General features: G+C 66.4%; 21 protein-coding genes and 1 tRNA gene. 20 read left to right on the top strand and 2 right to left on the bottom strand.

Features of this window, described 5'->3' with window-relative positions; genetic code table 11:
* Nucleotides 1–206 precede the first annotated feature (206 nt).
* From K8P63_RS04580 to K8P63_RS04505, 16 genes are all read left to right on the top strand, one after another.
* Nucleotides 207–578 (top strand): hypothetical protein, encoded by a 372-nt coding sequence (locus tag K8P63_RS04580; protein ID WP_223798680.1) that lies wholly within the window; start codon nt 207–209, stop codon nt 576–578.
* A 258-nt stretch (nt 579–836) separates the two neighbouring features.
* Nucleotides 837–2,807, top strand: a complete 1,971-nt coding sequence (gene rlxS / locus K8P63_RS04575) for a relaxase/mobilization nuclease RlxS (protein WP_223799729.1) — start codon at nt 837–839, stop codon at nt 2,805–2,807.
* Nucleotides 2,808–2,870: 63 nt separating this feature from the next.
* Nucleotides 2,871–3,911 (top strand): cysteine desulfurase family protein, encoded by a 1,041-nt coding sequence (locus tag K8P63_RS04570; protein WP_317629370.1) that lies wholly within the window; start codon nt 2,871–2,873, stop codon nt 3,909–3,911.
* 73 nt (nt 3,912–3,984) lie between these two features.
* Nucleotides 3,985–6,012 carry a conjugal transfer protein TraG gene (locus tag K8P63_RS04565; RefSeq protein WP_223798679.1) on the top strand — a complete coding sequence of 676 codons (2,028 nt, stop codon included), beginning with the start codon at nt 3,985–3,987 and terminating at the stop codon, nt 6,010–6,012.
* Nucleotide 6,013: 1 nt separating this feature from the next.
* Nucleotides 6,014–6,415 carry a CopG family transcriptional regulator gene (locus K8P63_RS04560; protein WP_223798678.1) on the top strand — a complete coding sequence of 134 codons (402 nt, stop codon included), beginning with the start codon at nt 6,014–6,016 and terminating at the stop codon, nt 6,413–6,415.
* Nucleotides 6,412–7,398, top strand: a complete 987-nt coding sequence (trbB, locus tag K8P63_RS04555; protein WP_223798677.1) for a P-type conjugative transfer ATPase TrbB — start codon at nt 6,412–6,414, stop codon at nt 7,396–7,398. Before K8P63_RS04560 ends, trbB begins: the two co-directional genes overlap by 4 nt.
* A gap of 2 nt (nt 7,399–7,400) precedes the next feature.
* Nucleotides 7,401–7,736 carry a TrbC/VirB2 family protein gene (locus tag K8P63_RS04550; protein WP_398288428.1) on the top strand — a complete coding sequence of 112 codons (336 nt, stop codon included), beginning with the start codon at nt 7,401–7,403 and terminating at the stop codon, nt 7,734–7,736.
* Nucleotides 7,733–8,002, top strand: coding sequence for a VirB3 family type IV secretion system protein (locus K8P63_RS04545; protein WP_223798676.1), 270 nt, complete (start codon nt 7,733–7,735; stop codon nt 8,000–8,002). Before K8P63_RS04550 ends, K8P63_RS04545 begins: the two co-directional genes overlap by 4 nt.
* A complete protein-coding gene (gene trbE / locus K8P63_RS04540) occupies nt 7,996–10,434 on the top strand; it encodes a conjugal transfer protein TrbE (RefSeq protein WP_223798675.1) in 2,439 nt (812 codons plus the stop codon). Before K8P63_RS04545 ends, trbE begins: the two co-directional genes overlap by 7 nt.
* Nucleotides 10,435–10,439: 5 nt before the next feature.
* Entirely contained in the window at nt 10,440–11,186 is a 747-nt protein-coding gene (gene trbJ / locus K8P63_RS04535) for a P-type conjugative transfer protein TrbJ (RefSeq protein ID WP_223798674.1), read from the top strand.
* A gap of 115 nt (nt 11,187–11,301) precedes the next feature.
* Nucleotides 11,302–12,603: a P-type conjugative transfer protein TrbL gene (gene trbL / locus K8P63_RS04530; protein ID WP_223798673.1), complete on the top strand. Its 1,302-nt coding sequence runs from the start codon at nt 11,302–11,304 to the stop codon at nt 12,601–12,603.
* Nucleotide 12,604: 1 nt separating this feature from the next.
* Nucleotides 12,605–13,402 carry a conjugal transfer protein TrbF gene (trbF, locus tag K8P63_RS04525; RefSeq protein ID WP_223798672.1) on the top strand — a complete coding sequence of 266 codons (798 nt, stop codon included), beginning with the start codon at nt 12,605–12,607 and terminating at the stop codon, nt 13,400–13,402.
* A 14-nt stretch (nt 13,403–13,416) separates the two neighbouring features.
* Nucleotides 13,417–14,349, top strand: a complete 933-nt coding sequence (gene trbG, locus K8P63_RS04520; protein WP_398288840.1) for a P-type conjugative transfer protein TrbG — start codon at nt 13,417–13,419, stop codon at nt 14,347–14,349.
* Nucleotides 14,346–15,539 (top strand): TrbI/VirB10 family protein, encoded by a 1,194-nt coding sequence (locus tag K8P63_RS04515; protein WP_223798671.1) that lies wholly within the window; start codon nt 14,346–14,348, stop codon nt 15,537–15,539. Before trbG ends, K8P63_RS04515 begins: the two co-directional genes overlap by 4 nt.
* A gap of 1 nt (nt 15,540) precedes the next feature.
* Nucleotides 15,541–15,771, top strand: coding sequence for a DUF2274 domain-containing protein (locus tag K8P63_RS04510; protein ID WP_223798670.1), 231 nt, complete (start codon nt 15,541–15,543; stop codon nt 15,769–15,771).
* Nucleotides 15,768–15,971, top strand: coding sequence for a helix-turn-helix domain-containing protein (locus K8P63_RS04505; RefSeq protein WP_223798669.1), 204 nt, complete (start codon nt 15,768–15,770; stop codon nt 15,969–15,971). Before K8P63_RS04510 ends, K8P63_RS04505 begins: the two co-directional genes overlap by 4 nt.
* A gap of 40 nt (nt 15,972–16,011) precedes the next feature.
* Here K8P63_RS04505 and K8P63_RS04500 read toward each other — a convergent pair whose 3' ends face one another.
* On the bottom strand, nt 16,012–17,283 hold the full coding sequence (locus K8P63_RS04500; protein WP_223798668.1) for a tyrosine-type recombinase/integrase: 1,272 nt from the start codon (nt 17,281–17,283) through the stop codon (nt 16,012–16,014).
* 176 nt (nt 17,284–17,459) lie between these two features.
* Nucleotides 17,460–17,546, bottom strand: a tRNA-Leu gene (locus K8P63_RS04495).
* 125 nt (nt 17,547–17,671) lie between these two features.
* Between K8P63_RS04495 and K8P63_RS04490 the strand changes: the two genes are divergently transcribed.
* The 4 genes from K8P63_RS04490 to gltB all read left to right on the top strand — a co-directional run bounded on the left by K8P63_RS04490 (nt 17,672) and on the right by gltB (nt 25,575).
* On the top strand, nt 17,672–18,604 hold the full coding sequence (locus K8P63_RS04490; protein WP_223798667.1) for a complex I NDUFA9 subunit family protein: 933 nt from the start codon (nt 17,672–17,674) through the stop codon (nt 18,602–18,604).
* A gap of 35 nt (nt 18,605–18,639) precedes the next feature.
* A complete protein-coding gene (locus K8P63_RS04485; protein ID WP_223798666.1) occupies nt 18,640–19,446 on the top strand; it encodes an undecaprenyl-diphosphate phosphatase in 807 nt (268 codons plus the stop codon).
* A 163-nt stretch (nt 19,447–19,609) separates the two neighbouring features.
* Nucleotides 19,610–21,043, top strand: a complete 1,434-nt coding sequence (locus K8P63_RS04480; protein ID WP_223799725.1) for an NAD(P)-dependent oxidoreductase — start codon at nt 19,610–19,612, stop codon at nt 21,041–21,043.
* Nucleotides 21,043–25,575: a glutamate synthase large subunit gene (gene gltB, locus K8P63_RS04475; RefSeq protein ID WP_223798665.1), complete on the top strand. Its 4,533-nt coding sequence runs from the start codon at nt 21,043–21,045 to the stop codon at nt 25,573–25,575. Before K8P63_RS04480 ends, gltB begins: the two co-directional genes overlap by 1 nt.
* The last annotated feature ends 83 nt before the right edge of the window (nt 25,576–25,658 follow it).

Here is a 25,658-nt window from a genome sequence, read left to right as displayed (position 1 = left end):
CACACGAGAGGGCGGGGGCTCGTCTCGATAGACCTAGGATGACGGCTGGCGGACCGCCTATCAAGGCCCGCGGGTGCCCCCCAATTTGCTGCGCAAATCGGTTCCCCCCACGTCCGCTTTGCGGCGCTCCGCTATGCTCCGCGGCCCTGACAGCCGCTCCGCCATCCGTCCCTCGGACGCCGTTCTCGATGGTGAGGACGAACAGTTTGGAGGTCATCATGAGCATGATGGAGAGCATCGGAACGGCGTCGGATCGCGTGATGGCGACCTTGATGGCGGGACTGGAACTCGAGTTCGGACACGGTGCCGGGGAAGCATTGGCGCATCGTTTCCTGGACGCGGAAGAGACCGAATTCCTCTGGGATGCGCGAGCTCAGGAGCGCTGGATCGGCGCATACGAGAGCATCGATAACGAGGATCTGGAGCTCGATCGCATCGCGATCTGCGGTCGGCTGGATGGTCGCTGGTTCACAGGCGTGCTGCTCGTGGATGGCGACGGGATCGCTCATGGGACGCTCGGAAAGCGCTTCTGTCGCAGCCGAAAGGCGGCGCGCGAAGCGATGCTCGATGCGCACTGATCGACTGGCATTTAGCAGGGAGAGGCGTCGTCAGGCTGGCGGCGTCTCTCCCCGTTTTTTGAGCCGGGATGAGGCAGAGGAAGGGAGGAAGGGAAAACAAGATAAAGGCAGTGTCTCGCGACCCTGCTCAAGTAATTGTCTGCACATCGTTTTTTCACGAGACATGCGTCTCGTGGAGAGAGACAGCTTCCGCGGATTCGGCGAATTTCTGCCGTTTTCCTGTCGGTCTCCGTCTCGCTCGACGCGGTTCGCGGCTCAATGAGCGACGACGAGGAATTCACGCCCAGGCTTGGCAAGGGCGCCTCGGCCAAGTCCGGCAAGAAGGCCATCCGCTACGGTGGTCGCATCGTCGCGGCGGCCCGGCTGGCCGGCCGCAAGACGGGCATCGTAAATCGCCGCTTCGACGGCAGCCGGATCGGGCGCGGCGCCAGCATTGGGCGGCTGCTTTCCAGCCGCGACCGGCTCGCCGGTTTTCGGGCCCGGCGCGCCATCGTCAAGACAAGGCTGGTCAGGCTCGGCGCGAAAGGGCTTCCCGGTGCCCGCGCGCATCTGCGCTATATCCAGCGAGACGGCGTGACGCGCGAAGGCGCCCCGGGCGAACTCTACGGTCGCGATGTCGACCAAGCCGACGGCAAGGCCTTCGTTGAGCGCTGCGACGGCGACCGGCACCAGTTCCGCTTCATCGTCTCGGCCGAGGATGGGGCCGAATATCCTGACCTCAGACCCTATGTCCGACGGCTGATGATCCAGGCCGAACATGACCTCGGCACGAAGCTCGACTGGGTGGCGGTCGACCATTTCAACACCGACCAGCCCCACACCCACATCATGCTGCGAGGTGTCGACGATCGCGGCGAAAATCTGATCATCGCCCGCGAGTATATCGCTCACGGGTTTCGCGAGCGTGCCGCCGAGCTTGCCACCCTCGACCTCGGGCCGCGCACCGACCGGGAGATCGAGGACCGGCTTCGTCACGATGTCCAGCAGGGGCGCCTCACCACGATCGACCGTCTTCTGCTCCGTCGCATGGACGACGAGCGGACGGTGACCGCGGCGAGCAATGACCAATTCCAGCAGTCGATCACGGCAGGCCGGTTGCGCAAGCTCGGCGCGATGGGGCTAGCGGAGGATCTTGGGCACGGGCGGTGGCGTCTCAATGACGACATCGAAGACACGCTTCGCCGGATGGGCGAGCGCGGGGACATCATCAGGACGATGCAGCGCGAATTGACCGCGCGGAACCTAGATCGCGCGGGCGCCGACCAGCGCATCCATGATCGGCTCGATCAGCCGATCGTCGGACGCGTCATCCATCGCGGCTTCTCGGACGAGCATTGCGACCGCCACTATCTGATCGTCGACGGCGTCGACGGACGTGTCCACTATCTGGATGTTGGGCGCGGCGATCGGGTCGAGGCCACGCCTGAGGGATCGATCGTTCGGGCCGCCCCCCGGAACGCCGGCGTTCGCGACGTCGACCGGACGGTGGTCGAGATCGCCGCCGCCAATGGCGGCCGCTATTCCGTGGACGGGCACCTCCGCCATGATGCCAGCGCGACGCAGGGCTTCGCAGAGACCCATGTCCGACGCCTGGAGGCGATGCGGCGCGCGGGTGTCGGCATCGAACGCGACGCGGACGGCACCTGGCCGATCGCATCGGATCATCTCGACCGGGCTGCCGCCTATGAAGCGCGAAATGTTCGCGATCGACCCGTCGAGATCGACACCCTTTCATCGGTGCCGCTCGCCCGGCTGGAAACGGCCGAAGCCGCAACATGGCTCGACCGCGAGATCGGTGCTGCGGCACCGTTGCCGATGCGCGATGCTGGTTTCGGAAGCGAGGCGCGGTCGGCGCTCGAGGCGCGCCGGCAGTGGCTGGTGGAGCAGCAACTCGCCGATGTCGATGGGGGAACGGTTCGCCTTCGCGCCAACGCGCTCTTGCTCCTTCAGCGCCGGGAATTGATCGGTGCGGGCGAGCAGCTTGCCGAGGAGCTGGGCAAGCCGTTCGTCGAGGCCTGGACGGGCAGCGTCGTCGAGGGCCGACTCGCCCGACGCGTCGATCTGGCGGGCGGCCGGTTCGCTCTTGTCGAACAGTCGCGGGAATTTACCCTCGTGCCGTGGCGGCCGGTGCTTGAGCGACAGTTCGGCAACCGGGTCAGCGGACTCATGGGGCAAGACGGCGTAAACTGGCGGTTTGGGCGTGCTCGCTCTGGACCAACGATCTCATAATGTCGCTTGGTCGATAGGCCATGATCTAAAAAGCGTACTGTCAGTGGCTATCGCCGCGGATACATAAATCTGAATGCCGGTTCTCCCCCTGTTGCGGGTGAGCGAGCTGCGGAAGCCATTGCGGGAGCCCGCCTAAGCGTCGCAAATCTAATCAACGCGGCGCCCTCCGAGATCATCTTCACCTCCGAAGCGACTGAAGCCAACAATTTGGCACTGTTCGGCGTCGCCGGCAGCGCTATTCAAAGCCGTCGGCGCATCGTCGTGTCGGCCATCGAGCATAAAGCAGTATTGGAGCCGGCCGAGCAGCTAACGGCCAGTGGCTTTGAACTTTCGATCGCCCCCGTCGACGCCCACGGCAGGCTCGATCTCAACAGCTTTGCTGGCCTGATGGGCGACGACGTCCTCCTAACATCGATCATGGCGGCGAATAATGAAACGGGCGTCCTGCAACCGATCGCCGAAGCTGCGGCGATCGCGCATCGTCATGGGGCGCTCGTTCACTGCGACGGTGCGCAGGCGGTGGGCAAAATTCCTATCGACGTCCTCGCCCTCGATGTCGATTTCCTGAGCATCTCGGCGCACAAACTTTATGGGCCCGTCGGGACTGGCGCGCTCTATGCGGCAGCTGGAACGCCACCGCTGACGCCGCAGGTTTTCGGCGGCGGACAACAAAATGGACGGCGCCCTGGGACCGAAGCCGCGCCTCTTCTGGCGGGCTTTGGTGCGGCGGCGCGCGAGGCCATAGCGCATCTTGCAGCAGCAGAAACGACGGGCGACCGGGCAACCCTGCTGCTAAAGGAGTTGGTTTCCCGGCAGGTCAGGATGACGCGCATCACGGGATCGCATCCGGTCGTGCCAGGCAGCGTAGCCATCCAGTTACACGGCGTGAACGCGGATTCCCTTTGTCTGTCGGTCGGAAAGCAACTGTGCATCTCCACCGGCTCCGCTTGCAACAGTGGCCAACTTAGAAGCTCACATGTCCTTGAATCTATGTCATTCTCTGAGGAGAATGCCGCCGAGGTGATCCGTATTTTGTGTCCGCACACGACCCGCGGGGCCCTGACGTCCTTCAAACGGCAGCCAACAGCACCAGAGAAGCTCTGACGGCAGAGAACCATATCGCGGAACCTAATGGCCAAGCCCGCGCAGTCTGATTCGCGCGTGGGCGGAGGCTCGCATGTCCCCTACAAAGCTCCTGATCGGCCAGATCATCGTCGTGTTCGCGATCGTCATCGCGGGCCTGTGGCTGGCGACCGAATGGGCTGCCTGGAAGCTCGCCTGGCAGCCGGAGCTTGGCCTGCCCTGGTTCCGTCTGGCCGGCTGGCCGGTGTACCGCCCCTGGTCACTCTTCCTGTGGTGGTTCCACTTCGACGCGTATGCCCCGGCCTTGTTTGCCCGGGCCGGGACGATCGCCGCGGCCGGCGGGATTGCCGGGTGTGCCGCCGCCGTCACGGGTTCGCTGTGGCGGGCACGCCAGCGCCGTCTCGTCACGACCTACGGATCGGCAAGATGGGCATCCGCGAAGGAGCTCGGCGCTGCCGGCCTTCTCGGCGATTCCGGTGTCTTCCTGGGTCGCGTCGGCACGCGCTACCTTCGTCACGACGGCCCCGAGCACGTCATGGCCTTCGCGCCGACCCGCTCGGGCAAGGGTGTAGGTCTCGTCGTGCCGACCCTGCTCGGATGGACAGGCTCGGCCGTCATCCACGACATCAAGGGCGAGAACTGGCAGCTGACCGCTGGCTGGCGCGCCCGGTTCTCGCACGCTCTCCTGTTCAACCCGACGGACGCGCGCTCTGCCCGGTACAATCCGCTGCTCGAGGTGCGGCGCGGCGACGACGAAGTCCGCGACGTCCAGAACATCGCCGACATCCTGGTCGATCCCGAAGGCGCGCTCGATCGCCGCAACCACTGGGAAAAGACCAGCCATTCGCTGCTGGTCGGCGCGATCCTGCACATCCTCTACGCCGAGCGCGAGAAGACGCTCGCCCGGGTCGCCACCTTCCTCTCCGATCCGCAGCGGCCGTTCGTCGCGACGCTTCGTGCGATGATGACGACCAATCATCTCGGCACGGCCGAAGTGCCGGTCGTCCACCCCGTGGTCGCCTCGGCGGCCCGGGAACTGCTCAACAAAAGCGAGAACGAGCGTTCCGGCGTCCTCTCCACGGCGATGTCGTTCCTGGGTCTCTATCGCGATCCCACGGTTGCGGCGGTCACCGCCGCATCGGACTGGCGTATCGCGGACCTCGTCGAGGGAAGTCATCCGGCGTCGCTCTACCTGGTCGTTCCGCCTTCCGACATCAGCCGGACAAAGCCGCTCATCAGGCTCGTTCTCAATCAGATCGGGCGGCGACTCACCGAACGCCTCCACGCCGAAGGTACTTCCGGACGTCATCGCCTGCTGATGATGCTCGACGAGTTTCCCGCGCTCGGCCGCCTCGACTTCTTCGAGACAAGTCTCGCCTTCCTGGCCGGCTATGGAGTGCGCGCCTTCCTGATCGCGCAGAGCCTCAACCAGATCGAGAAGGCCTATGGCGAGCACAACGCCATCCTCGACAACTGCCACGTCCGGGTTGCCTTCGCGACCAATGACGAGCGAACCGCCAAGCGCATTTCGGACGCGCTGGGTACCGCGACCGAGCAGCGCGCGATGCGCAACTATGCCGGGCATCGGCTCGCACCCTGGCTGGCGCACGTCATGGTCAGCCGGCAAGAAACCGCACGCGCCCTTCTGACTCCGGGCGAGGTGATGCAGTTGCCGCCGACCGACGAGCTCGTTCTCGTCGCCGGGCATTCGCCAGTGCGGGCGTCGAAGCTTCGCTACTACGACGACGGCAATTTCGCGGCGCGGATCCTGCCGGCGCCGGGTCTGGTCGACGCCGGATATCCGGATCTACCGCACGCGAGATCGGACGACTGGCAAGGTCATATCCGCGGCGTCGATACGCGGCTGGTCGATCCGGATGGCGAAGCCGGCGAAGAGACCACCGGCGGCCTCGAACAGGTCCGTCATCCCGCACACGAGATCGTGCCGGCAACGCCGGTCGACCTCGCCCCGGCCGATGTTCTTGGCCTCGGCGAAGACGATGGCGATGCCGCCGGCGACAAGCGGACGATGGATCAGGCGCGGGCCTTGGCCACCTCGCGTGCGGTCTATGCGATCGATTGCTCGTCGGCGCGTCCCGACGACCTGCAGCTGGATTTCTGAGATGGTCGAGAAAATTCGCCACCAGCTGTTCCTGCCCAGGGTGCTCAGCGATCGGCTGGAGGCACTCGCCGCCAAGCCCGGCGCATCCAAGTCCGCCATTCTCGTCGATGCGGTCACCGCGTGGCTCGATCGCCGCGGCACGTCCGAGCTCGACGATCGCTTCGGCATCCGCCTCGATCGCATGTCGACCGCGCTGTCACGGATCGAGCGCGACGGCCATGTCACGCTCGAAACGCTGGCGCTGTTCATCCGCTTCGAGCTGTCGATCCAGGCGCCGCTCGCGGAGAATGACCAGGCAGGTCGCGCAATTGCGCGCGATCGTTTCGAAGCCTTCGTCATGCAGGTCGGCCGGGCGGTCGCCGCCGGCAAGCGCACTCTCGGCACGACGGAGCAGGATCGATGAGCGCTTCGCCCACCAGCGATCGGCGGCGCGCGATGCTGCGAACAGCGATGGGACCGAACATCGCCTTCGTCCTGGCCGATCCGCAGGTGGTCGAGGTGATGGTCAATCCGGACGGTGTGCTTCGCATCGACCGTCTCGGCGAGGGACGTATCGATACGGGCGTCCGCATCGATCCCGAGCAGGTCGAACGCATCATCCGCCTCGTCGCGTCGCACGCACGAACCGAAATCCACGCCGACAGGCCGATCATCTCGGCGGAACTGCCCCCGCACGCGGAGGGCCGCGCCGGCGAACGGTTCGAGGGTGTGCTGCCGCCGGTCTCGCTCGGCCCCTGCTTTTCGATCCGCAAGCCCGCCGAGCGTCTTCACACCCTAGACGACTACATCGCCGACGGCCTGATGTCGGCGCCCGCGGCGGATTCTCTGCGGAAGGCGGTCACCCAGCGTTCGAACATCCTGATCGCCGGCGGGACCAGCTCGGGGAAGACCACGCTCGCCAATGCGCTGCTCGCCGAGATGGCGTGGCTCGATGCTCGCGTCATCCTGATCGAGGATACGCGCGAACTGCAGTGTCCGCTGCCCGACACGGTTGCACTGCGCACGCGGCCGGGCGTCACGACGATGACCGACCTGGTCCGGTCGACGATGCGACTGCGTCCCGACCGGATCATCGTCGGCGAGGTGCGAGGCCCCGAGGCGCTCGACATGCTCAAGGCCTGGAACACGGGCCATCCCGGCGGGATCGCGACGGTCCACGCCAACAGCGCGATCGCCGCGCTCTATCGCGTCGAGCAGCTGGTGCAGGAGGCGGTCGTCACCGTGCCCCGCCAGCTGATCGCCGAGGCCATCGACATCATAGTCTTCATCGCCGGCCGGGGCTCGCAGCGCCGGATCGCCAGCATCGCGCGCGTCGTGGGCTTCGACCCGGACACCGGCGCCTACGCGCTCACCGAACTTCTCGCCTCCCACCCCCAAGGAGAATGACCATGAAGACCCTTATGCTTCCAGATCGCCCCACCACCTTCGTTGCCGGGGCCGTTCTCGGCTTCGGCATCATCTTCGCCAGCAATGCCTACGCGGCCGGCACCGGCATGCCGTGGGAGCAACCGCTCCAGCAGGTGCTGGATTCCGTGCAGGGGCCGGTCGCCAAGATCATGGCAGTGGCGGTGATCGTACTCACCGGCCTGACGCTGGCCTTCGGCGAAACGGCGGGCGGTTTCCGCCGCCTGATCCAGATCGTCTTCGGTCTGTCGATCGCGTTCGCCGCGTCGAGCTTCTTCCTCAGCTTCTTCAGCTTCGGCGGCGGGGCGCTGATCGCGTGAGCAACAACGCTCATATCGAGGGCTTCGAGGTTCCCATTCATGGGAGCCTCGGGGCGCCGATCCTGCTCGGCGGGGCGCCGCGCGGGCTGGCGATCCTCAACGGAACGCTGGCCGCCGCGATCGGGCTCGGCCTCCAGCAGTGGATCGCGGGCATCATCATTTGGGCCATCGGGCACAGCGTCGCCGTCTTCGCGACCAAGCGCGATCCCTCGTTCGCGCCGGTGCTGGTCCGACACATTCGACAGAAGGGCTATCTCGCATGCTGAGTCTGGCCGAATACCGGCATTCCGCCGACCGCCTTGCCGACCATCTGCCGTGGGCCGCGCTGGTCGCGGAGGGCATCGTTCTCAACAAGGACGGCAGCTTCCAGCGGACGCTGGCGTTCCGCGGCCCCGATCTCGAATCCGCCACCGAGGCCGAGCTCGTCTCGGCGTCTGCGCGCGCCAACAACGTGCTCAAGCGGTTCGGCACCGGCTGGGCGCTCTTCTTCGAGGCCGAGCGGCGGGAGGCGCTTCACTATCCCGACAGCGAATTCCCCGATGCCGCCTCCTGGCTGGTCGATCAGGAGCGACGCGCGCGCTTCATCGAAGCCGGCGCCCATTATGAGAGTCGTTATCGCCTCACTCTGACCTGGCTGCCTGCGCCCGACGGTGCGGATGCCGCAGGGCGATCGCTTGTCGATCGGCCGGAGGCGACAGAGGGGCGCGACTGGCGCGGGGCGCTGGCCACCTTCGTCGCGGAGACCGACCGCGCGCTCGATCTGTTCGCCGCCTTCATGCCCGAGGTGCGCGCGCTGACGTCCGTCGAGACGCTCACCTATCTCCACGACTGCGTGTCGACGCGGCACCATCCGATCGTCGTTCCCGCGACGCCCATGTATCTCGATGGCCTGCTCGCGGACACGCCTCTTGTCGGCGGCCTCGAACCGATGCTCGGCGAGCGCCGTCTCCGATCGTTGACCATCACCGGCTTTCCGAACGTCAGCCGCCCCGGCATTCTCGACGCGCTCAACGAAGCGGACTTCCCCTACCGCTGGGTCACCCGCTTCATCGCGCTCGACAAGACCGACGCCACCAAGGTGCTGACCAGGGTCCGCCGTCAGTGGTTCAACAAGCGCAAGTCGATCACCGCGCTGCTCCGCGAGGTGATGTACAACCAGCCGACGCAGCTCCTCGACGGCGACGCCGACAATAAGGTCGTCGATGCCGACCTCGCGCTGCAGGCGCTCGGCGGCGACCATGTCGCCTTCGGCTATGTGACCACCACGATCACTGTATCGGACGCCGATCGCGCGCGGGTCGAGGAGAAGATCCGGCAGGTCGAGCGGATCACCGGCGGTCTTGGCTTCACGACGATCCGCGAGGGCGTGAACGCCGTCGAGGCCTGGTTCTCCTCGCTCCCCGGCCACGCCTACGCCAACGTCCGGCAGCCGATCGTCCACACGCTGAACCTTGCGCACCTGATGCCGCTGTCGTCGGTCTGGGCCGGTCCGGCGCGGAACGCGCATCTCGACGGGCCGCCGCTGTTCGTGGCGCAGACGTCGGGCTCGACGCCCTTTCGCTTGTCTACCCACGTCGGCGACGTCGGACACATGATGGCGGTGGGGCCGACGGGCGCGGGCAAATCGGTGCTGCTGGCACTGATCGCGCTCCAGTTCCGACGTTATGCCCGTGCGCAGATATACATTTTCGACAAGGGCTATTCGGCGCGCGCCGCCGTGCTGGCCATGGGCGGCGCGCATCATGCGCTCGGCGTCGGGTCCGATGCCGGCGACGTGCTCGCGTTCCAACCGCTGCAGCGGATCGACGAGCCCGCCGAGCGAGCGTGGGCGGCCGAATGGATCGCGGCTCTGCTCGACGCCGAGAGAGTCGTCGTCACCCCTGAGGTGAAGGATGCCGTCTGGTCAGCTATCGGCAGCCTCGCGTCGGCCCCGCCGCAGGAGCGGACGATGACCGGGCTGGCGCTCTTGCTGCAGTCGAACGCGCTGAGAGTCGCGCTCCAACCCTATACGCTCGACGGTCCACACGGTCGGCTGCTCGACGCGGCAGAAAGCGAACTCCGGTTCGCCGATATCCAATGCTTCGAGACCGAGGCGCTGCTCGGCCAAGCCAGCGTCGTCGCCCCAGTCCTGACCTATCTCTTCCACCGGCTGGAGGAGCGGTTCGACGGTCGGCCGACCCTGCTCATCCTCGACGAGGCTTGGATCTTCCTCGACCATCCGCTGTTCGCAGCGCGCATCCGCGAATGGCTGAAGACGCTCCGCAAGAAGAATGTCGCGGTGCTGTTCGCGACCCAGAGTCTCGCCGACATCGCCGGCAGCAGCATCGCGCCCGCAATCATCGAAAGCTGTCCGCAGCGTATCCTGCTTCCCAACGATCGCGCGATCGAGCCGCAGGGGCGGGCCGCCTACGAGCGCTTCGGCCTCAACGACCGGCAGATCGAGCTGATCAGCCGAGCGACGCCTAAGCGCCACTATTACCTGCAATCCGCGCGCGGAAACCGCCTTTTCGAGCTGGGCTTGGGCCCAATCGCGCTTGCCCTGTGCGGTGCCTCCGATCCTGCCAGCCAGAAGCAGATCGATGCCATCCTCGCCGAGCATGGCGCTGGCGATTTCGCCGCGCGCTTCCTGGGTGGGGCCGATCTCGGCTGGGCCGCCGACCTGCTTGCCAGCTTCCCGTCTCCCACCCCCCAGGAGTAATTGTCATGCGTACCCCAATCCGCAGATACATCGTCGCGTCCGTCGCCGGCCTCGCCATCGCCGGTGCGTCTATCGTCAGCCTTTCGATGTCCGGTACGCCGGCACAAGCACAGCTCACGGTCTTCGATCCCGCGAATTACAGCCAGAGCGTGCTGACGGCGGCGCATACGCTCCAGCAGATCAACAACCAGATCACCATGCTGCAGAACCAGGCGCAGAGCCTGATCAACCAGGCGAAGAATCTGAGCGTCGTCAGCTTCCCCGAGCTCACGATGCTCCAGCAGGACATCCAGAAGATCGACCAGCTGATGGGGCAGGCGTCGAACATCCAGTTCCACGTCACCCTGCTCAATCAGCAGTATCAGGCGCTCTACCCGACGAGCTTCAATTCCGCGCTGACCAACAACCAGCACGTCGCCGACGCCCGTACCCGGCTGGCGACGTCGATGTCCGCCTATCAGCAGACGATGACCGTCCAGAGCCAAGTGGTCGAGAACATCGCGGCAGACGAAGCGACGCTCAACAGCCTCGTGTCCCGCAGCCAGGGATCGCAGGGCGCTCTGCAGGTCCAGCAGACCACCAATCAGCTGCTCGCGCTCGTCGCGAAGCAGCAATTCCAGATCCAGCACATGATGGCCGCGCAAAGTCGCGCCGATGCGCTGGCCGGCGCGACCCGGACGCAGGCGCAGTCCGACGCGCACGACGCCGCCGCCAAGTTCCTCGGTTCCGGCACGGCCTACACCCCCCAGTAGGTTCACGCCGGATCAGGCGGCGGCGGTCTCGCCTCCCGTCGCCGTCCGCCGCGGGGCGCGTCGCAGCTCCCCCAGACGCGCTCCGCGGCACCCTTCATTTTCGGAAGCCCGACGCATGAACGACCTCAATGTCATCGACCAGTTCATGGCCGCCTTCATCCGCTACATCGACAGCGGGTTCGGGCTGCTCGGCGGCGACGTCAGCTTCCTCAGCCGAACGCTGATCGCGCTCGATATCACGCTAGCCGGGCTGTTCTGGGCGATGGGCGGCGAGGACAATGTCCTCGGCCGGCTGATCCGCAAGATCCTCTACATCGGCGCGTTCGCCTACATGTTGAACAGCTTCTCGACGCTGTCGGACATCATCTACCGATCCTTTGCGCAGGCCGGCATCACGGCCGGCGGCGGCACGATCTCGACCGACGATCTGCTCCGGCCCGGCAAGCTTGCCGGCATCGGCTTCTCCGCCGCCTGGCCGCTGCTTCAGCAAGCCGAGCAGATGATGGGTTTCACGACCTTCTTCGACAATGTCGTGACGATCCTGGTGCTGCTGTTCGCCTGGGCGATCGTCATCATCGCCTTCTTCATCCTCGCCGTGCAGATGTTCGTCAGCATCCTCGAGTTCAAGCTGACGAGCCTCGCCGGCTTCATCCTCGTACCCTTTGCCCTTTGGGGACGGACAAGTTTCTTGGCCGAGCGAGTCCTCGGCAACGTCGTCTCTTCGGGCATCAAGGTGATGGTGCTCGCTGTCATCGTCGGCATCGGCTCCAACTACTTCACCCAGTTCACGACCGCGTTGCAGGGCCACGAGCCCGACGTGGGACAGGCGATGAGCCTCGTCCTCGCCAGTCTCGCGCTGTTCGGCCTCGGCATCTTCGGTCCGGGCATCGCCTCCGGTCTCGTTGCGGGCGCTCCGCAGCTCGGCGCAGGTGCGGCCTTCGGCACAGTCCTCGGAGCGGGCGGCATCGCCTATCTCGGTGGCGCGGGGGCGATGGCGGCGGCTCGCGGCATCGCGGCCGGCGGGCTCGGTGCGATCCGTGCCGGTGCGACGATGGGGTCGGCGGCATCGACCGCCTATGGGCTCGGCCAGGAGGCCAGCGGCTCGGCGACCGTCGGTGCCGGCATGGGCGGTATGGCCCGCGCGGCTGCGGGCGCTGCCCGATCGCGCATGTCCTCAGCGATCGGCTTCGGCGAGGCCGTCGAGTCCGGCCGCCAGGCGGCGTGGGCCGCGATGAACCCCAAGGCAGATTCGGGTCCGGCATCGTCCGGCACGGACACGTCCGTCCCCGGCTGGGCGCGCGCGATGGAGTCGCAGGCAGCCACACGTCATCACGGCCAGACCGCCATGCACACCGTCCAGCAGGGCGATCGGGGGGGCCACGGCGCCACCCCCGACATCAAGGAAAAGGAGGACTGACATGCGCTTCAAGCGAGCGGTGCAACGCTATGGGCGAACGCCCGAACCCGAGACACCCTTCCATCGGGCCGGCCAGCTCTGGGACGAACGGATAGGCTCGGCCCGCGTACAGGCGCGCAACTGGCGACTGATGGCCTTTGCCTGCCTAGGCCTCACCAGCGCATTGTCCGGCGGTCTGCTCTGGCAATCGCTGCAGAGCCGCGTGGTGCCCTATGTTGTCGAGGTTGATCGTCTCGGCGAGCCGAGGGCGGTCAGCGCGGCGGAGGCAGGCTTCCGCCCGACCGATCCGCAGATCGCGTGGTTCCTCGGCCGCTTCGTCACCGATATCCGTTCGGTCTCGCTCGACCCGGTGCTGATGCGGCAATCGTGGCTCTCAGCCTACGACTTCACCACCAAGCGTGGAGCGATCTTCCTCGGCGACTATGCGCGTGCCGCCGATCCATTTGGCCATGCCGGCGAGAAGACGGTGTCGGTTCAAGTGACCAGCATCGTGCGAGCTTCCGACCGATCTTTCCAAGTGAAATGGATCGAGACGACGTTCGACCGCGGCGCACAGACCGGCGTCGCACATTGGACGGCGATCGTCACCGTCGTGCTCAAGGGGCCGGTAACGGCCGACACGCTGCGGAAGAATCCGCTCGGTCTCTATGTCGATGGGATCGACTGGATGCGCGAGCTCGAACCCGCCGCGACTGCCTCGGCATCTCAGCAGGCGCCAGCGAAGCCCGTCGCAGCACCGGCCGCCGATATCCCGCTTGGATCGCCGCTCGATCCCGGCCTCGCTCAACCCCGCATGTGACTCTGGAGGCTTCCATGAAATCGATTCTGCTTGCGACAACGATCATCGCTGCCGCCCCCGCGCTCGCTGACACTCCGGCCGCTACGCCACCGGCATCGCCCCAGGCACCGGCTGTCAGCGCACCGCCGGCAATGGCCACACCATCGGCCCCGCCAATCACACATCGTGATCGGCCGCCGTCGGCCGCGGAGCTTCGAGTGCGAGCCGCCAACCACTCGGCGACGTTGGAGCCGGCCGTGAGCGGCTACCTCAATGCGACGCAAGTCTATCCCTATGCAGAGGGTGCGCTCTTCCACGTCTTCACGGCACCAGGCCAAGTGACCGACATCGCCCTTCAGTCCGGCGAAACGCTGGGCGCAGTCGCGGCCGGCGATACGGTCCGCTGGGTCATTGGTGACACCAGCAGCGGCAGCGGCGAAACCAAGCGGACGCATGTCCTCGTCAAGCCGTTCTCGGCGGGGCTCGCGACCAATGTCGTCATTACCACCGACCGCCGGACCTATCACCTGTCGCTGACCAGCACGGAGCGGACGGCGATGGCGGCGCTGTCGTGGACTTATCCGCAGGATGCCCTGATTGCTTACAAGGCGGCGGTCGAGCAGGCACGCGCGGCGCTGCCGGTGGCTTCCGGCCTGTCGATCGACCAGCTTCATTTCGATTATGCGATCACCGGCGACCAGCCGGCGTGGCGTCCGCTGCGCGCATTTGACGATGGGCGGCAGACCTTTATCGAGTTCCCAGCGAGCCTTGCTGTCGGGGAAGCGCCACCGCTCTTCCTCGTCGATGCAAAGGGCACCGCAAGCCTCGTCAACTATCGCGTGCAGAGCCGCTTCTACGTCGTCGACCGGCTGTTCGACGCCGCCGAATTGCGTCTGGGCCTCAAGCATCAGGACATCGTCCGCATCAGCCGGACGACCGAGGCCTATAGCCGTCGGAGGGCATCGTGACCGAGGCGGCACTTCCTCCGGCCGCCAGGGTCGATCCCGAGACGCTGGCCATTCGCAGCCGGCCACCTCGCGCGATCCGCTTCAAGCGCGGCTTGATCATCGCGATCGCGGCGCTGGGATCGGTAAGTCTCACCGCCGTCACCTTCATGGCGCTCAAGCCTCACATCCTGCACCACGTCGAAGCGCAGGATGATCTGGCAGATCCGGTCAAGGCGCCGAGCGACACGCTGAGCGGCGCGCCCGCGACCTATGGCGATGTCCCGAAGCTCGGACCGCCGCTGCCAGGCGATCTCGGCAAGCCGATCCTGGAACACCAGCGCGCCGAGATGATGGCGGTAAGTCCGGCCGATCAGCAGCTTCAACAGGCGCAAGCCGCGGAACGGGAGCGTCAGCTTGCCGAGTTGAAGGCGGCACGCGAGTCCGGTGTTCTCGTGCAGGGGCGGCAGATCACGACGGCGAGTGCCGCGCCTGCCACGCCCACAGCGGTGGCGGCAGATCCGACATCTGCGAAGCTGGCGCTCGATCCGGGCAACGATCCGAACGCGCAGGGACGCAAGGCCGATTTCGTCGCCACGCTCGATCCGAGAGGCGACGTCAATCCGCACACCCTCACGCCGCTGGCATCGCCCTACACGCTGTCGGCCGGCAGTGTGATCTCGGCGAGCCTGATCACCGGACTGCGCTCGGATCTGCCCGGTCTCGTGACGGCCCAGGTCATTGAGAACATCTACGACTGCGCGACGGGCCAGATCCTGCTCATCCCGCAAGGGGCGCGGCTGGTCGGCAGTTACGACAGCGTCGTGGCGTTCGGTCAGAAGCGAGCGTTGATAGTCTGGCAGCGGATCATCATGCCGGATGGCAGCTCGCAGCGGATCGACAATGTGCCGGCAACCGATCCATCCGGATATGCCGGCCTTCAGGACAAAGTCGACATGCACACCTGGCAGCTCCTGAAGGGCGTTGCTCTATCAACGCTGCTCGGGGTCAGCTCTCAGCTGGCGCTCTCCGGACAGAGTGACCTGGTTCAGGCGCTCCGGATGTCGACGCAGGACAGCGTATCTCGGGCCGGCGATCAGATCACCCAACGCAATCTCGGCATCCAGCCGACGATCACGATCCGTCCTGGCGCGCCGGTTCGTCTGGTCGTCCACAAGGATCTCGTGCTCGCCCCTGTTCGAGGGGAGCGCTGACATGGCCGATCTCAAGCTACCGCAGCTCCCGGACCGAACGCCCATCAAGCTCGGCATCACCGTCATGCCGGATCTCCATCAGGCTTTGACCGACTATGCCGCGCTCTACGCCCAGACCTATGGCCGGGAGGAACCGGTCGTCGAACTCATCCCGGCGATGCTCACCGCTTTTCTGGAAAGCGATCGCAGCTTTGCACGAGACCGCGATGCGCGGCAGCGGGGGCAGAAATGATCGAGCGTGGCTGGGAGAAGAAGATCGAGCCGCTCACGGTTCGGATATCGACCGCCGTGCGGATCACCGGCCTCAGCCGTTCCCGGATCTACGAGCTCATTCAGTCCGGAGACCTCGATACGGTGAAGGTCGGCCGTGCGACCCTGATTCAGTTTCAGAGCCTCAAGGCCCTGACGGCTTCGGAGGCAACACCAAACTGATCGCGCCAGAGCGGCGGAGCCCGCTCTGGCGCTCCCGATCCTACTTTCGCGGTCGCCCGCGCGGGCGGCCCGCGTTCGACTTGCGCTTCGCCGTCTTTACGACGGGCCTCGGCTTTTTCGTTTCCGTCGCAGCAGCGCGCAACTGATCGAGATAGTCCGACCAATGCTGCATCATGGTCACGCGCTCGTCCCAATACTCACCGCGTGCATAGGCCCGTCGCACCGACGACGCTTCCTGGTGAGCCAGTTGCCGCTCGATCGCATCGGGGTTCCAGCGGCCCGTCTCGTTGAGCAGCGTTGCCGCCATCGCGCGGAAGCCATGCGCCGTCATCTCCTCGGCTTGGTATCCCAGCCGCCGCAGCGCCTGGTTCACGCCATTCTCGGACATCGGCCGCTTCGGGTTTCCAAGGCAAGGGAACAGGTATCGGCGATGCCCGCTTATCTCGCGCAGTTCCTCGATCATCTCCAGCACCTGTACCGATAGCGGCACCCGGTGCGGCCGGCGCATCTTCATCCGCTCAGCAGGAACCGACCAGATCGCCTTGACGACGTCGATCTCAGACCATTCTGCCTGCCGAAGCTCGCCCGGTCTTGCGAACAAGTGGGGAGACAGGCGCATCGCCATTCGCGTGACTGCCTGACCGGTATAGCCGTCCATCGTCTTGAGCAGGATGCCAACCTCTTCCGGGTCGACGATCGCGGCATGGTGCGTGGTTCTTGGAGTCGTCAGCGCGCCGCGAAGGTCCGCCGCGACATCACGATCGCACCGCGCAGTGGCGATCCCATAGCGAAACACCCGGCTGAGGACGCTGCGCATCCGTCGGGCGCTCTCGTAATTCCCCTTCGCCTCGATCTTTCGCAGAACGGAGAGGGCTTCGATCGGGGTGATGCCATTGATCGGGTGTGACCCGATCATCGGGTAGGCCATCCCGAGAAGCCACCGGATCTTTCCGAGCGTGATCTCGGCGAGGCCTTCACGCTCGCATTTGGCGACCCATTCGATCGCGACTTCCTTGAAGCTCGTCGCCACGGCGAACTGCGATTCGATCTTCGTCCGCTTCTTCTCGAGGACGGGGTCGATACCGGAAGCGATTGCTTTTCGAGCGTCTCGGCATTTCTCGCGAGCGTCAGCGAGGGAGAGAGCCGGCCATTGGCCGATGTGCAGTGTCCTGGCCTGACCGCCATATCGGTAGCGAAAGCGCCAGATCTTGGCGCCCGAGGGCTGAACGAACAGAGCGAGCCCTTGCCCGTCGGAGAGCGTGTATGGCTTCGGTTGGGGTTTGGCAGAGGTGATTTGGAGTTGAGTCAGCATCGTCGTGATCCCGGTTTTCCGGGGTCACCCAGCAGACACACCAGGATACACATTTTGTGTATCTTTTGCTGGAATCCACTGGATCAACCCGGACGGTTGCCAGCGATCGTCGATGAAATTATGCTTTGAAAACAGTCTGTTGCTGGACGCCTCTGGACGAATCCAGAGGCAGCAACTGGTGCCCAGAAGAGGACTCGAACCTCCACGACCTTGCGATCGCCAGCACCTGAAGCTGGTGCGTCTACCAATTCCGCCATCTGGGCACGGGGTAGGCGGCGGCCTTTAGGGGGGTGGATCGGGGCTTGTCAACCGGCGCAGGGGCATTGCATCGCGCCGCGGACGCGGGCATTGCCTCGTGACGCGTGGCGACAGCGGGAATGACGGACGGATGGACGAACTGGTCACCTTGATCGGCGGCGGCGGCTTTCTGGGCCGCTATGTCGCGCAGGAATTGCTGGCGGCAGGCGCGCGCGTGCGCATCGCCGAGCGCTATCCCGCCGACGCCTGGTATCTGAAGCCGCTCGGCCCGCTCGGCCAGGTGCAGTTCGTCCCGGCCAGCCTCACCAAGCCCGACAGCATCGCGCGCGCCGTTTCCGGCGCGACGGCGGTCGTCAATCTGGTGGGCGTGCTGAAGGGGCCGTTCCAGGCGCTCCATGTCGACGGCGCGCGCACCGCCGCCGCCGCCGCGCGCGCCGCCGGCGTCCGCGCCTTCGTCCAGATCTCCGCGATCGGCGCCGATCCGGCCGCCGACAGCGCTTATGCCCGCACCAAGGGCGAAGGCGAGCGCGCGGTGCGCGACGCCTTCCCCGACGCCACGATCGTCCGCCCGTCGATCCTGTTCGGGCCGGAGGATCAGTTCGTCAATCGCTTCGCCCAGATGATCTCGTTGGCGCCGGTGGTGCCGGTGGTGCGCGCGGGCGCGAAGTTCCAGCCGGCATGGGTGAGCGACGTCGCCCGCGCCATCGCCCAGGCGGCGCTCGATCCGCAGGCCCACGCCGGCAAGACCTACGAGCTCGGCGGCCCGCAGATCCTGTCGATGGGCGAGCTCAATGCATGGATCGCGCAGGCGATCGGCCGCAAGCTCTCGCTGCCGGCGGTGCCCGATGCGCTCGCCGGGCTCGCGGCGCGCATGGGCGGTTGGCTGCCCGGCGCGCCGATGACGTGGGATCAGTGGCTGATGCTGCAGCGGGACAATGTCGTCACGACCGGCGCGCCCGGCTTCGCCGACTTCGGGATCGCGCCGGCGCCGCTCGCCGCGGTGGCGCCGCGCTGGCTGGTCCGCTTTCGTCGCCACGGCCGGTTCAGCCTCGGCGCCGCCTGATCATTCTACCCCCCACCTAGCCGTAAGGGTCCCGCATGAGCATTCTCCAGCCGGTCCTGCTCGGGATCGTCGAAGGTCTGACCGAATATCTGCCCGTCTCGTCGACCGGGCATCTGATCCTCGCCACCAAGTTGCTCGGCTATGATGCCGCGCAGTGGGAGGTGTTCAACATCGTCATCCAGCTCGGTGCGATCCTGGCGGTGGTCGTGCTGTACTGGCGCACCTTCTGGACGGTGATCATGGGGCTGACGCGCGGCGACGCGACCTCGATCCGCTTCACCCGCAACGTGCTGGTGGCCTTCGTCCCGGCGGTGGTGATCGGACTGGCGCTGCACAAGAAGATCGAGGCGCTGCTCGGCAATGCCACGGTGGTGGCGGTGGCGCTGATCGTCGGCGGCGTTGCGATCCTGGTCGTCGAGCGGCTGGCGAAGGAGCGGACCATCCGCGGCGTCGCCGACATCCCGCTGGGCAAAACGCTCGGCATCGGCTTCATCCAGTGCCTGGCGATGATCCCCGGCGTCAGCCGCTCGGGCGCGACCATCATGGGTGCGCTGTCGCTAGGCGTGGAGCGGCGGACGGCGGCCGAATTCAGCTTCTTCCTCGCCATTCCCACGATGCTCGGCGCGACGACGCTCGAACTGTTCAAACATCGCCACGATCTGATGGCACCGGGCGCAGTCGGGCTGGGCACGATCGCGATCGGTTTCGTCGTCGCCTTCTTCGTCGCCCTGGTGGTGGTGAAGGCATTCGTCGGCATCGTCACCAAGCACGGCTTCGGGCCGTTCGCATGGTATCGCATCGTCGCCGGCACGCTGGCGCTGGTGTGGCTCTCGCGGATGTAGTTCCCGATCGGACCTAAATCGGCCCAGATCGATGCCAAATGGCGATATTCAGGCTCGATCGTTGGTTTTTGGGTCAGCTGTGCTGACCTATCTCCGGATTTGGCCGTGACTCAGGCCGCCGGATGAGTCATGTGCGCCTCAAGCGGAGGCGCACATGGTCGGCATGCTTCAATTCACGACGGTCGGGCAGGATTATCCCGAGAAACGCGCATCCGGCGAACGCGCGAGCGATTTCGGCGAGATTGCGCGCAGCTTCGCCGTGGCGAAGGCGGAGGAGCAATCGTCGCGCTGCTCGCAATGCGGCGTGCCCTATTGCTCGACGCACTGCCCGCTGCACAACCATATCCCCGATTGGCTGCGACTGACCGCCGAGGGGCGGCTGCGCGAGGCCTATGAGCTGTCCAACGCGACTTCGACCATGCCCGAAATCTGCGGCCGCATCTGCCCGCAGGATCGGCTGTGCGAGGGCAATTGCGTCATCGAATTTTCGGGCCATGGCGCGGTCACGATCGGATCGGTCGAGAAGTTCATCACCGATACGGCGTGGGAAGAAGGCTGGGTCGAACCGCTGACGCCGGGGCCGGCGCGCGGCCAGTCGATCGGCGTGATCGGGGCCGGCCCGGCCGGGCTGACCGTGGCGGATCTGATGCGCAGCCACGGCTACGACGTCCACGTCTATGATCGCCACGATCGCATGGGCGGCCTGCTGGTCTACGGCATCCCCGGTTTCAAGCTGGAGAAGCATGTCGTCCAGCGCCGCGTCGATCGGCTCGCGGCGGGCGGCGTGGTATTCCATCACGGCTTCGAGGTCGGCCGCGACGCCACGCTGGCGGAATTGCGGACGCGCCACGACGCGGTCGTGATCTGCACCGGCGTCTACAAGCCGCGCGCGATCAAGGCGCCGGGCGTCGGCGCCGCCGGCGTGGTCGAGGCGCTCGACTATCTCACCGCTTCCAATCGCAAGGGCTTCGGCGATGCGGTGCCGGCCTATGACGACGGCACGTTGAACGCGACCGGCAAGCATGTCGTGGTCGTCGGCGGCGGCGACACCGCGATGGATTGCGTGCGCACCGCCGTGCGGCAAGGCGCCGCCTCGGTACGCTGCCTCTACCGGCGCGACCGGGCCAACATGCCGGGCTCGCAGCGCGAGGTGAAGAATGCCGAGGAGGAAGGCGTCGAGTTCGTCTGGCTCGCCGCCCCCGAGGCGTTTCACGACAGCGCCGGCGCGGTCGCGGGCGTGCAGGTGACGAAGATGCGGCTGGGCGAGGCCGACGCCTCGGGCCGGCGCGCGCCCGAGGTCGATCCCGCCGGCGGCTACCGGCTCGACGCCGATCTGGTGGTCAAGGCGCTCGGCTTCGATCCCGAGGAATTGCCGCGGCTGTTCGGCGCCCCCGCACTCACCGTCACCCGCTGGGGCACGGTGCGCATCGACCACAAGTCGATGATGACGAGCATGGACGGCGTCTTCGCCGCCGGCGACATCGTGCGCGGGGCGAGCCTGGTGGTGTGGGCGGTCCGCGACGGCCGCGACGTCAGCGAGCGGATCCACGGCTGGCTGAAGGCGAAGGCGAAGACCGCACAGAGGGAGGCGGCGTGATGTCGACAGAGTTCCTGGCGAGCGAGGCCGAGCGCGAGCGCATCGCCCGCGAGGGCATGTACCGGCCCGAATTCGAGGGCGACGCCTGCGGCGTCGGCCTCGTCGCCGCGACCGACGGCAAGCCGTCGCGTCGCGTCGTCAGCGCGGCGATCGAGGCGCTGAAGGCGGTATGGCACCGCGGCGCGGTCGATGCCGACGGCAAGACCGGCGACGGCGCGGGCATCCATGTCGACCTGCCCGCCCGCTTCTTCGACGATTGCATCGAGGCCGCCGGCCATACGCCGCGCGCCAACCGCCTCGCGGTCGGCATGATCTTCCTGCCGCGTACCGATCTCGGTGCACAGGAGACGTGTCGAACGATCGTCGAGAGCGAGATCATCGATTTCGGCTACACCATCTACGGCTGGCGCCAGGTGCCGGTCGACGTGTCGGTGATCGGCGACAAGGCGATGCTGACCCGGCCCGAGATCGAGCAGATCATGATCGCCGGCCCGCTGCCGGACGAGGAGACCGCCGACGAGTTCGAGAAGAAGCTCTATCTCGTCCGCCGCCGCATCGAGAAGAAGCTGATCGAGGCGCAGATCCAGGGTTGCTACCTGTGTTCGCTGTCGTGCCGCTCGATCATCTACAAGGGGCTGTTCCTCGCCGCCGAGCTGTCGGTCTTCTTTCCCGACCTGCGCGACGAGCGCTTCATCAGCCGCGTCGCGATCTTCCACCAGCGTTATTCGACCAACACCTTCCCGCAATGGTGGCTGGCGCAGCCGTTCCGCTGCCTCGCGCATAATGGCGAGATCAACACGATCCGCGGCAACAAGAACTGGATGAAGAGCCACGAGATCAAGATGGCCAGCCTCGCGTTCGGCCAGCATTCGGAGGACATCAAGCCGGTCATCCCGGCCGGCGCGTCGGACACCGCCGCGCTGGATGCCGCGTTCGAGACGATCTGCCGCTCGGGCCGCGATGCGCCGACCGCGAAGCTGATGCTGGTGCCGGAGGCGGTGATCGGCAGCGACCATCCGCAGCCGGTGCTCGACATGTACAACTATTTTGCGAGCGTGATGGAGCCGTGGGACGGCCCGGCGGCGCTGGCGATGACCGACGGCCGCTGGGTCGTGGCGGGTGTCGACCGCAACGCGCTCCGCCCGTTGCGCACGTTGCGCACCGCCGACAATCTGCTGATCGTCGGCTCCGAGGCCGGCATGGTCGTCGTGCCCGAAAGCTCCGCAGTGGCGAAGGGTCGCATGGGCCCCGGCCAGATGATCGCGATCGATCTGGAGGAAGGCCGCTTCTACGACGATGCCGAGATCAAGGCGCGCATCGCCGGCGAGGCACCCTATGGCGAGTGGGTCCAGGGCTTCCGCGCGATGGCCGACCTCACCGCACCCGAGGGGCATTGTCGGCCCGAATGGCCGCGCGCCGAGCTGATCCGCCGCCAGATCGCCGCCGGCCAGTCGATGGAGGACATGGAGCTGATCCTCGCGCCGCAGGTCGAGACCGCCAAGGAAGCGATCGGCTCGATGGGCGACGACACGCCACTTGCGGTCATCTCGGACAAGCCGCGGCTCATCAGCCACTTCTTCCGCCAGAATTTCAGCCAGGTCACCAACCCGCCGATCGACTCGCTGCGCGAGACGCGCGTGATGAGCCTGAAGACGCGGTTCGGAAACCTCGCCAACATCCTCGACACCGAGGCGCAGCAATCCGGCGTGCTGGTGCTCGACAGTCCTGTGCTCACCAGCCGCGACTGGACCGCGCTGCGCAGCTATTTCGGCTCGGCGCATGCGGTGATCGACTGCACCTACCCGGCCGACGACGCCCCCGACACGCTGCGCCAGGCGATCGCGCGCGTGCGGCGCGAGGCCGAGCAGGCGGTGCGCGAGGGCAAGAGCGAGCTGTTCCTGACCGACGAGCATGCCGGCGAGGACCGCATCTCGATCGCGATGGTGCTGGCGGCGGCGGCGGTGCACACCCACCTCGTCCGCAAGGGGCTGCGCTCCTACGCCTCGGTCAACGTGCGCTCGGCCGAATGCCTCGACACGCATTATTATGCGGTGCTGATCGGCGTCGGCGCGACCACCGTAAACGCCTATCTGGCCGAGGCGGCGATCGCCGATCGCCATGCGCGCGGCCTGTTCGGCGATGTCGGCCTCGACGAATGCTTCAAGCGCTGGCGCAAGGCGATCGACGACGGCCTGCTCAAGATCATGAGCAAGATGGGCATCGCCGTCATCTCATCCTATCGCGGCGGCTATAATTTCGAGGCGGTCGGCCTCAGCCGCGCGCTGGTGAACGACTTCTTCCCCGGCATGCCGGCGAAGATTTCGGGCGAAGGTTACGCCTCGCTCCAGCTTTCGGCGAAGCTGCGGCAGGACAAGGCCTATGGCGGCGGCGCGGCGGTGCTGCCGATCGGCGGATTCTACCGCCAGCGCGCGGGCGGCGAGAGCCATGCTTATTCGGCGCAGCTGATGCATCTGCTGCAGACCGCGGTGTCGACCGACAGCTACTCGCAATATCTCCAATTCTCGCGCGGTGTGCGCGAGCTGCCGCCCATCTATCTGCGCGATCTGATGGAGTTCAACTGGGCGAAGGACGCCGTGCCGATCGACACGGTCGAGGCGATCACCGAGATTCGCAAGCGCTTCGTCACCCCCGGCATGAGCCTCGGCGCGCTCTCGCCCGAAGCGCACGAGACGCTGGCGATCGCAATGAACCGCATCGGCGCCAAGGCGGTATCGGGCGAGGGCGGCGAGGATTCGCGCCGCTTCACGCCCTACGAGAATGGCGACAACGCCAATTCGGTCATCAAGCAGATCGCGTCGGGCCGCTTCGGCGTCACCGCCGAATATCTGGGCTCGGCCGAGGAATTGGAGATCAAGGTGGCGCAGGGCGCCAAGCCCGGCGAGGGCGGCCAGCTGCCCGGCTTCAAGGTGACCGAGATGATCGCGCGCCTGCGCCACTCGACGCCGGGCGTGACGTTGATCTCTCCCCCGCCCCACCATGACATCTATTCGATCGAGGATCTGGCGCAGCTCATCTACGATCTGAAGCAGATCAATCCGCGCGCGCGGGTGTGCGTGAAGCTCGTCTCGTCGGCCGGCATCGGCACGGTCGCGGCGGGCGTCGCCAAGGCGCATGCCGACGCGATCCTCGTCGCCGGCCATGTCGGCGGCACCGGCGCATCGCCGCAGACCAGCATCAAATATGCCGGCACGCCGTGGGAGATGGGCCTGTCCGAGGTCAATCAGGTGCTAACGCTCAACGGCCTGCGCCATCGCGTCAAGCTGCGCACCGACGGCGGCCTCAAAACCGGGCGCGACATCGTCATCGCCGCGATCCTCGGCGCCGAGGAATATGGCATCGGCACGCTCAGCCTCGTCGCGATGGGCTGCATCATGGTACGCCAGTGCCATTCCAACACCTGCCCGGTCGGCGTCTGCACGCAGGACGACGCGCTGCGCGCCAAGTTCGTCGGCACGCCCGAGAAGGTCATCAACCTGATGACCTTCATCGCCGAGGAGGTGCGCGAGATATTGGCGCGCCTCGGCGTGCGCAGCCTCGACGAGGTGATCGGTCGGACCGAACTGCTCCGCCAGGTCAGCCGCGGCGCCGAGCATCTCGACGATCTCGATCTCAACCCGATCCTCGCCAAGGTCGATGCGCCGGATCATCATCGCCGCTTCCAGCTCAACACCTTCCGCAACGAGGTGCCCGACAGCCTCGACGCGCAGATGATCAAGGATGCGGCGCCGGTGTTCGCGCGGCGCGAGAAGATGCAGCTCACCTATACGGTGCGGAACACGCATCGCGCGGTCGGCACGCGCCTCTCGGCCGAGATCACCGCCAAATATGGCATGAACACGCTCGCCGACGGACACGTCCATGTCCGCCTGCGCGGCTCGGCCGGCCAGTCGCTCGGCGCGTTCGCGGTGAAGGGCGTGACGCTGGAGGTGTTCGGCGAGGCCAATGATTATGTCGGCAAGGGCCTGTCGGGCGGCACGATCGTGGTCCGCCCGATGGTGTCGAGCCCGCTCGAAAGCCGCGCCAACACGATCATCGGCAATACCGTCCTCTACGGCGCGACCTCGGGCACGCTGCTGGCCGCGGGCCAGGCGGGCGAGCGCTTCGCCGTGCGTAATTCGGGCGCGACGGTGGTGGTCGAAGGCTGCGGCGCCAATGGCTGCGAATATATGACCGGCGGCATCGCCGTGATCCTCGGCAAGGTCGGCGACAATTTCGGCGCGGGGATGACCGGCGGCATGGCGTTCGTGCTCGACGAGGACGAGAGCTTCGCCAGCCACGCCAATCCGGAGAGCATCCTGTGGCGCCGGCTCGGCTCGGCGTGGTGGGAAGCGCGGCTGAAGACGCTGATCGCCGCGCATGCGGTGAAAACCGACAGCCGCTGGTCGCACAATATCCTCGACGATTGGGATCGCTGGCGCGGGCAATTCTGGCAGGTGGTGCCGAAGGAGATGCTGGGGCGGCTGTCGCAGCCGCTGGACGATGCGGAACCCGAGGCGGTCGCCGCCGAATGATCCTGCGGTCGGCCGGCATCGTCTGACAACCGAACGGCAAACGGGCCGGAGGATCGCTCCCCCGGCCCGCCCATCGTGCGATA

This window comes from Sphingomonas nostoxanthinifaciens, assembly GCF_019930585.1.
Taxonomy (GTDB): domain Bacteria; phylum Pseudomonadota; class Alphaproteobacteria; order Sphingomonadales; family Sphingomonadaceae; genus Sphingomonas_I; species Sphingomonas_I nostoxanthinifaciens.
The sequence above is the reverse complement of the archived record's forward strand: the minus strand, read 5'-3'. Positions and strand labels throughout refer to the sequence as shown.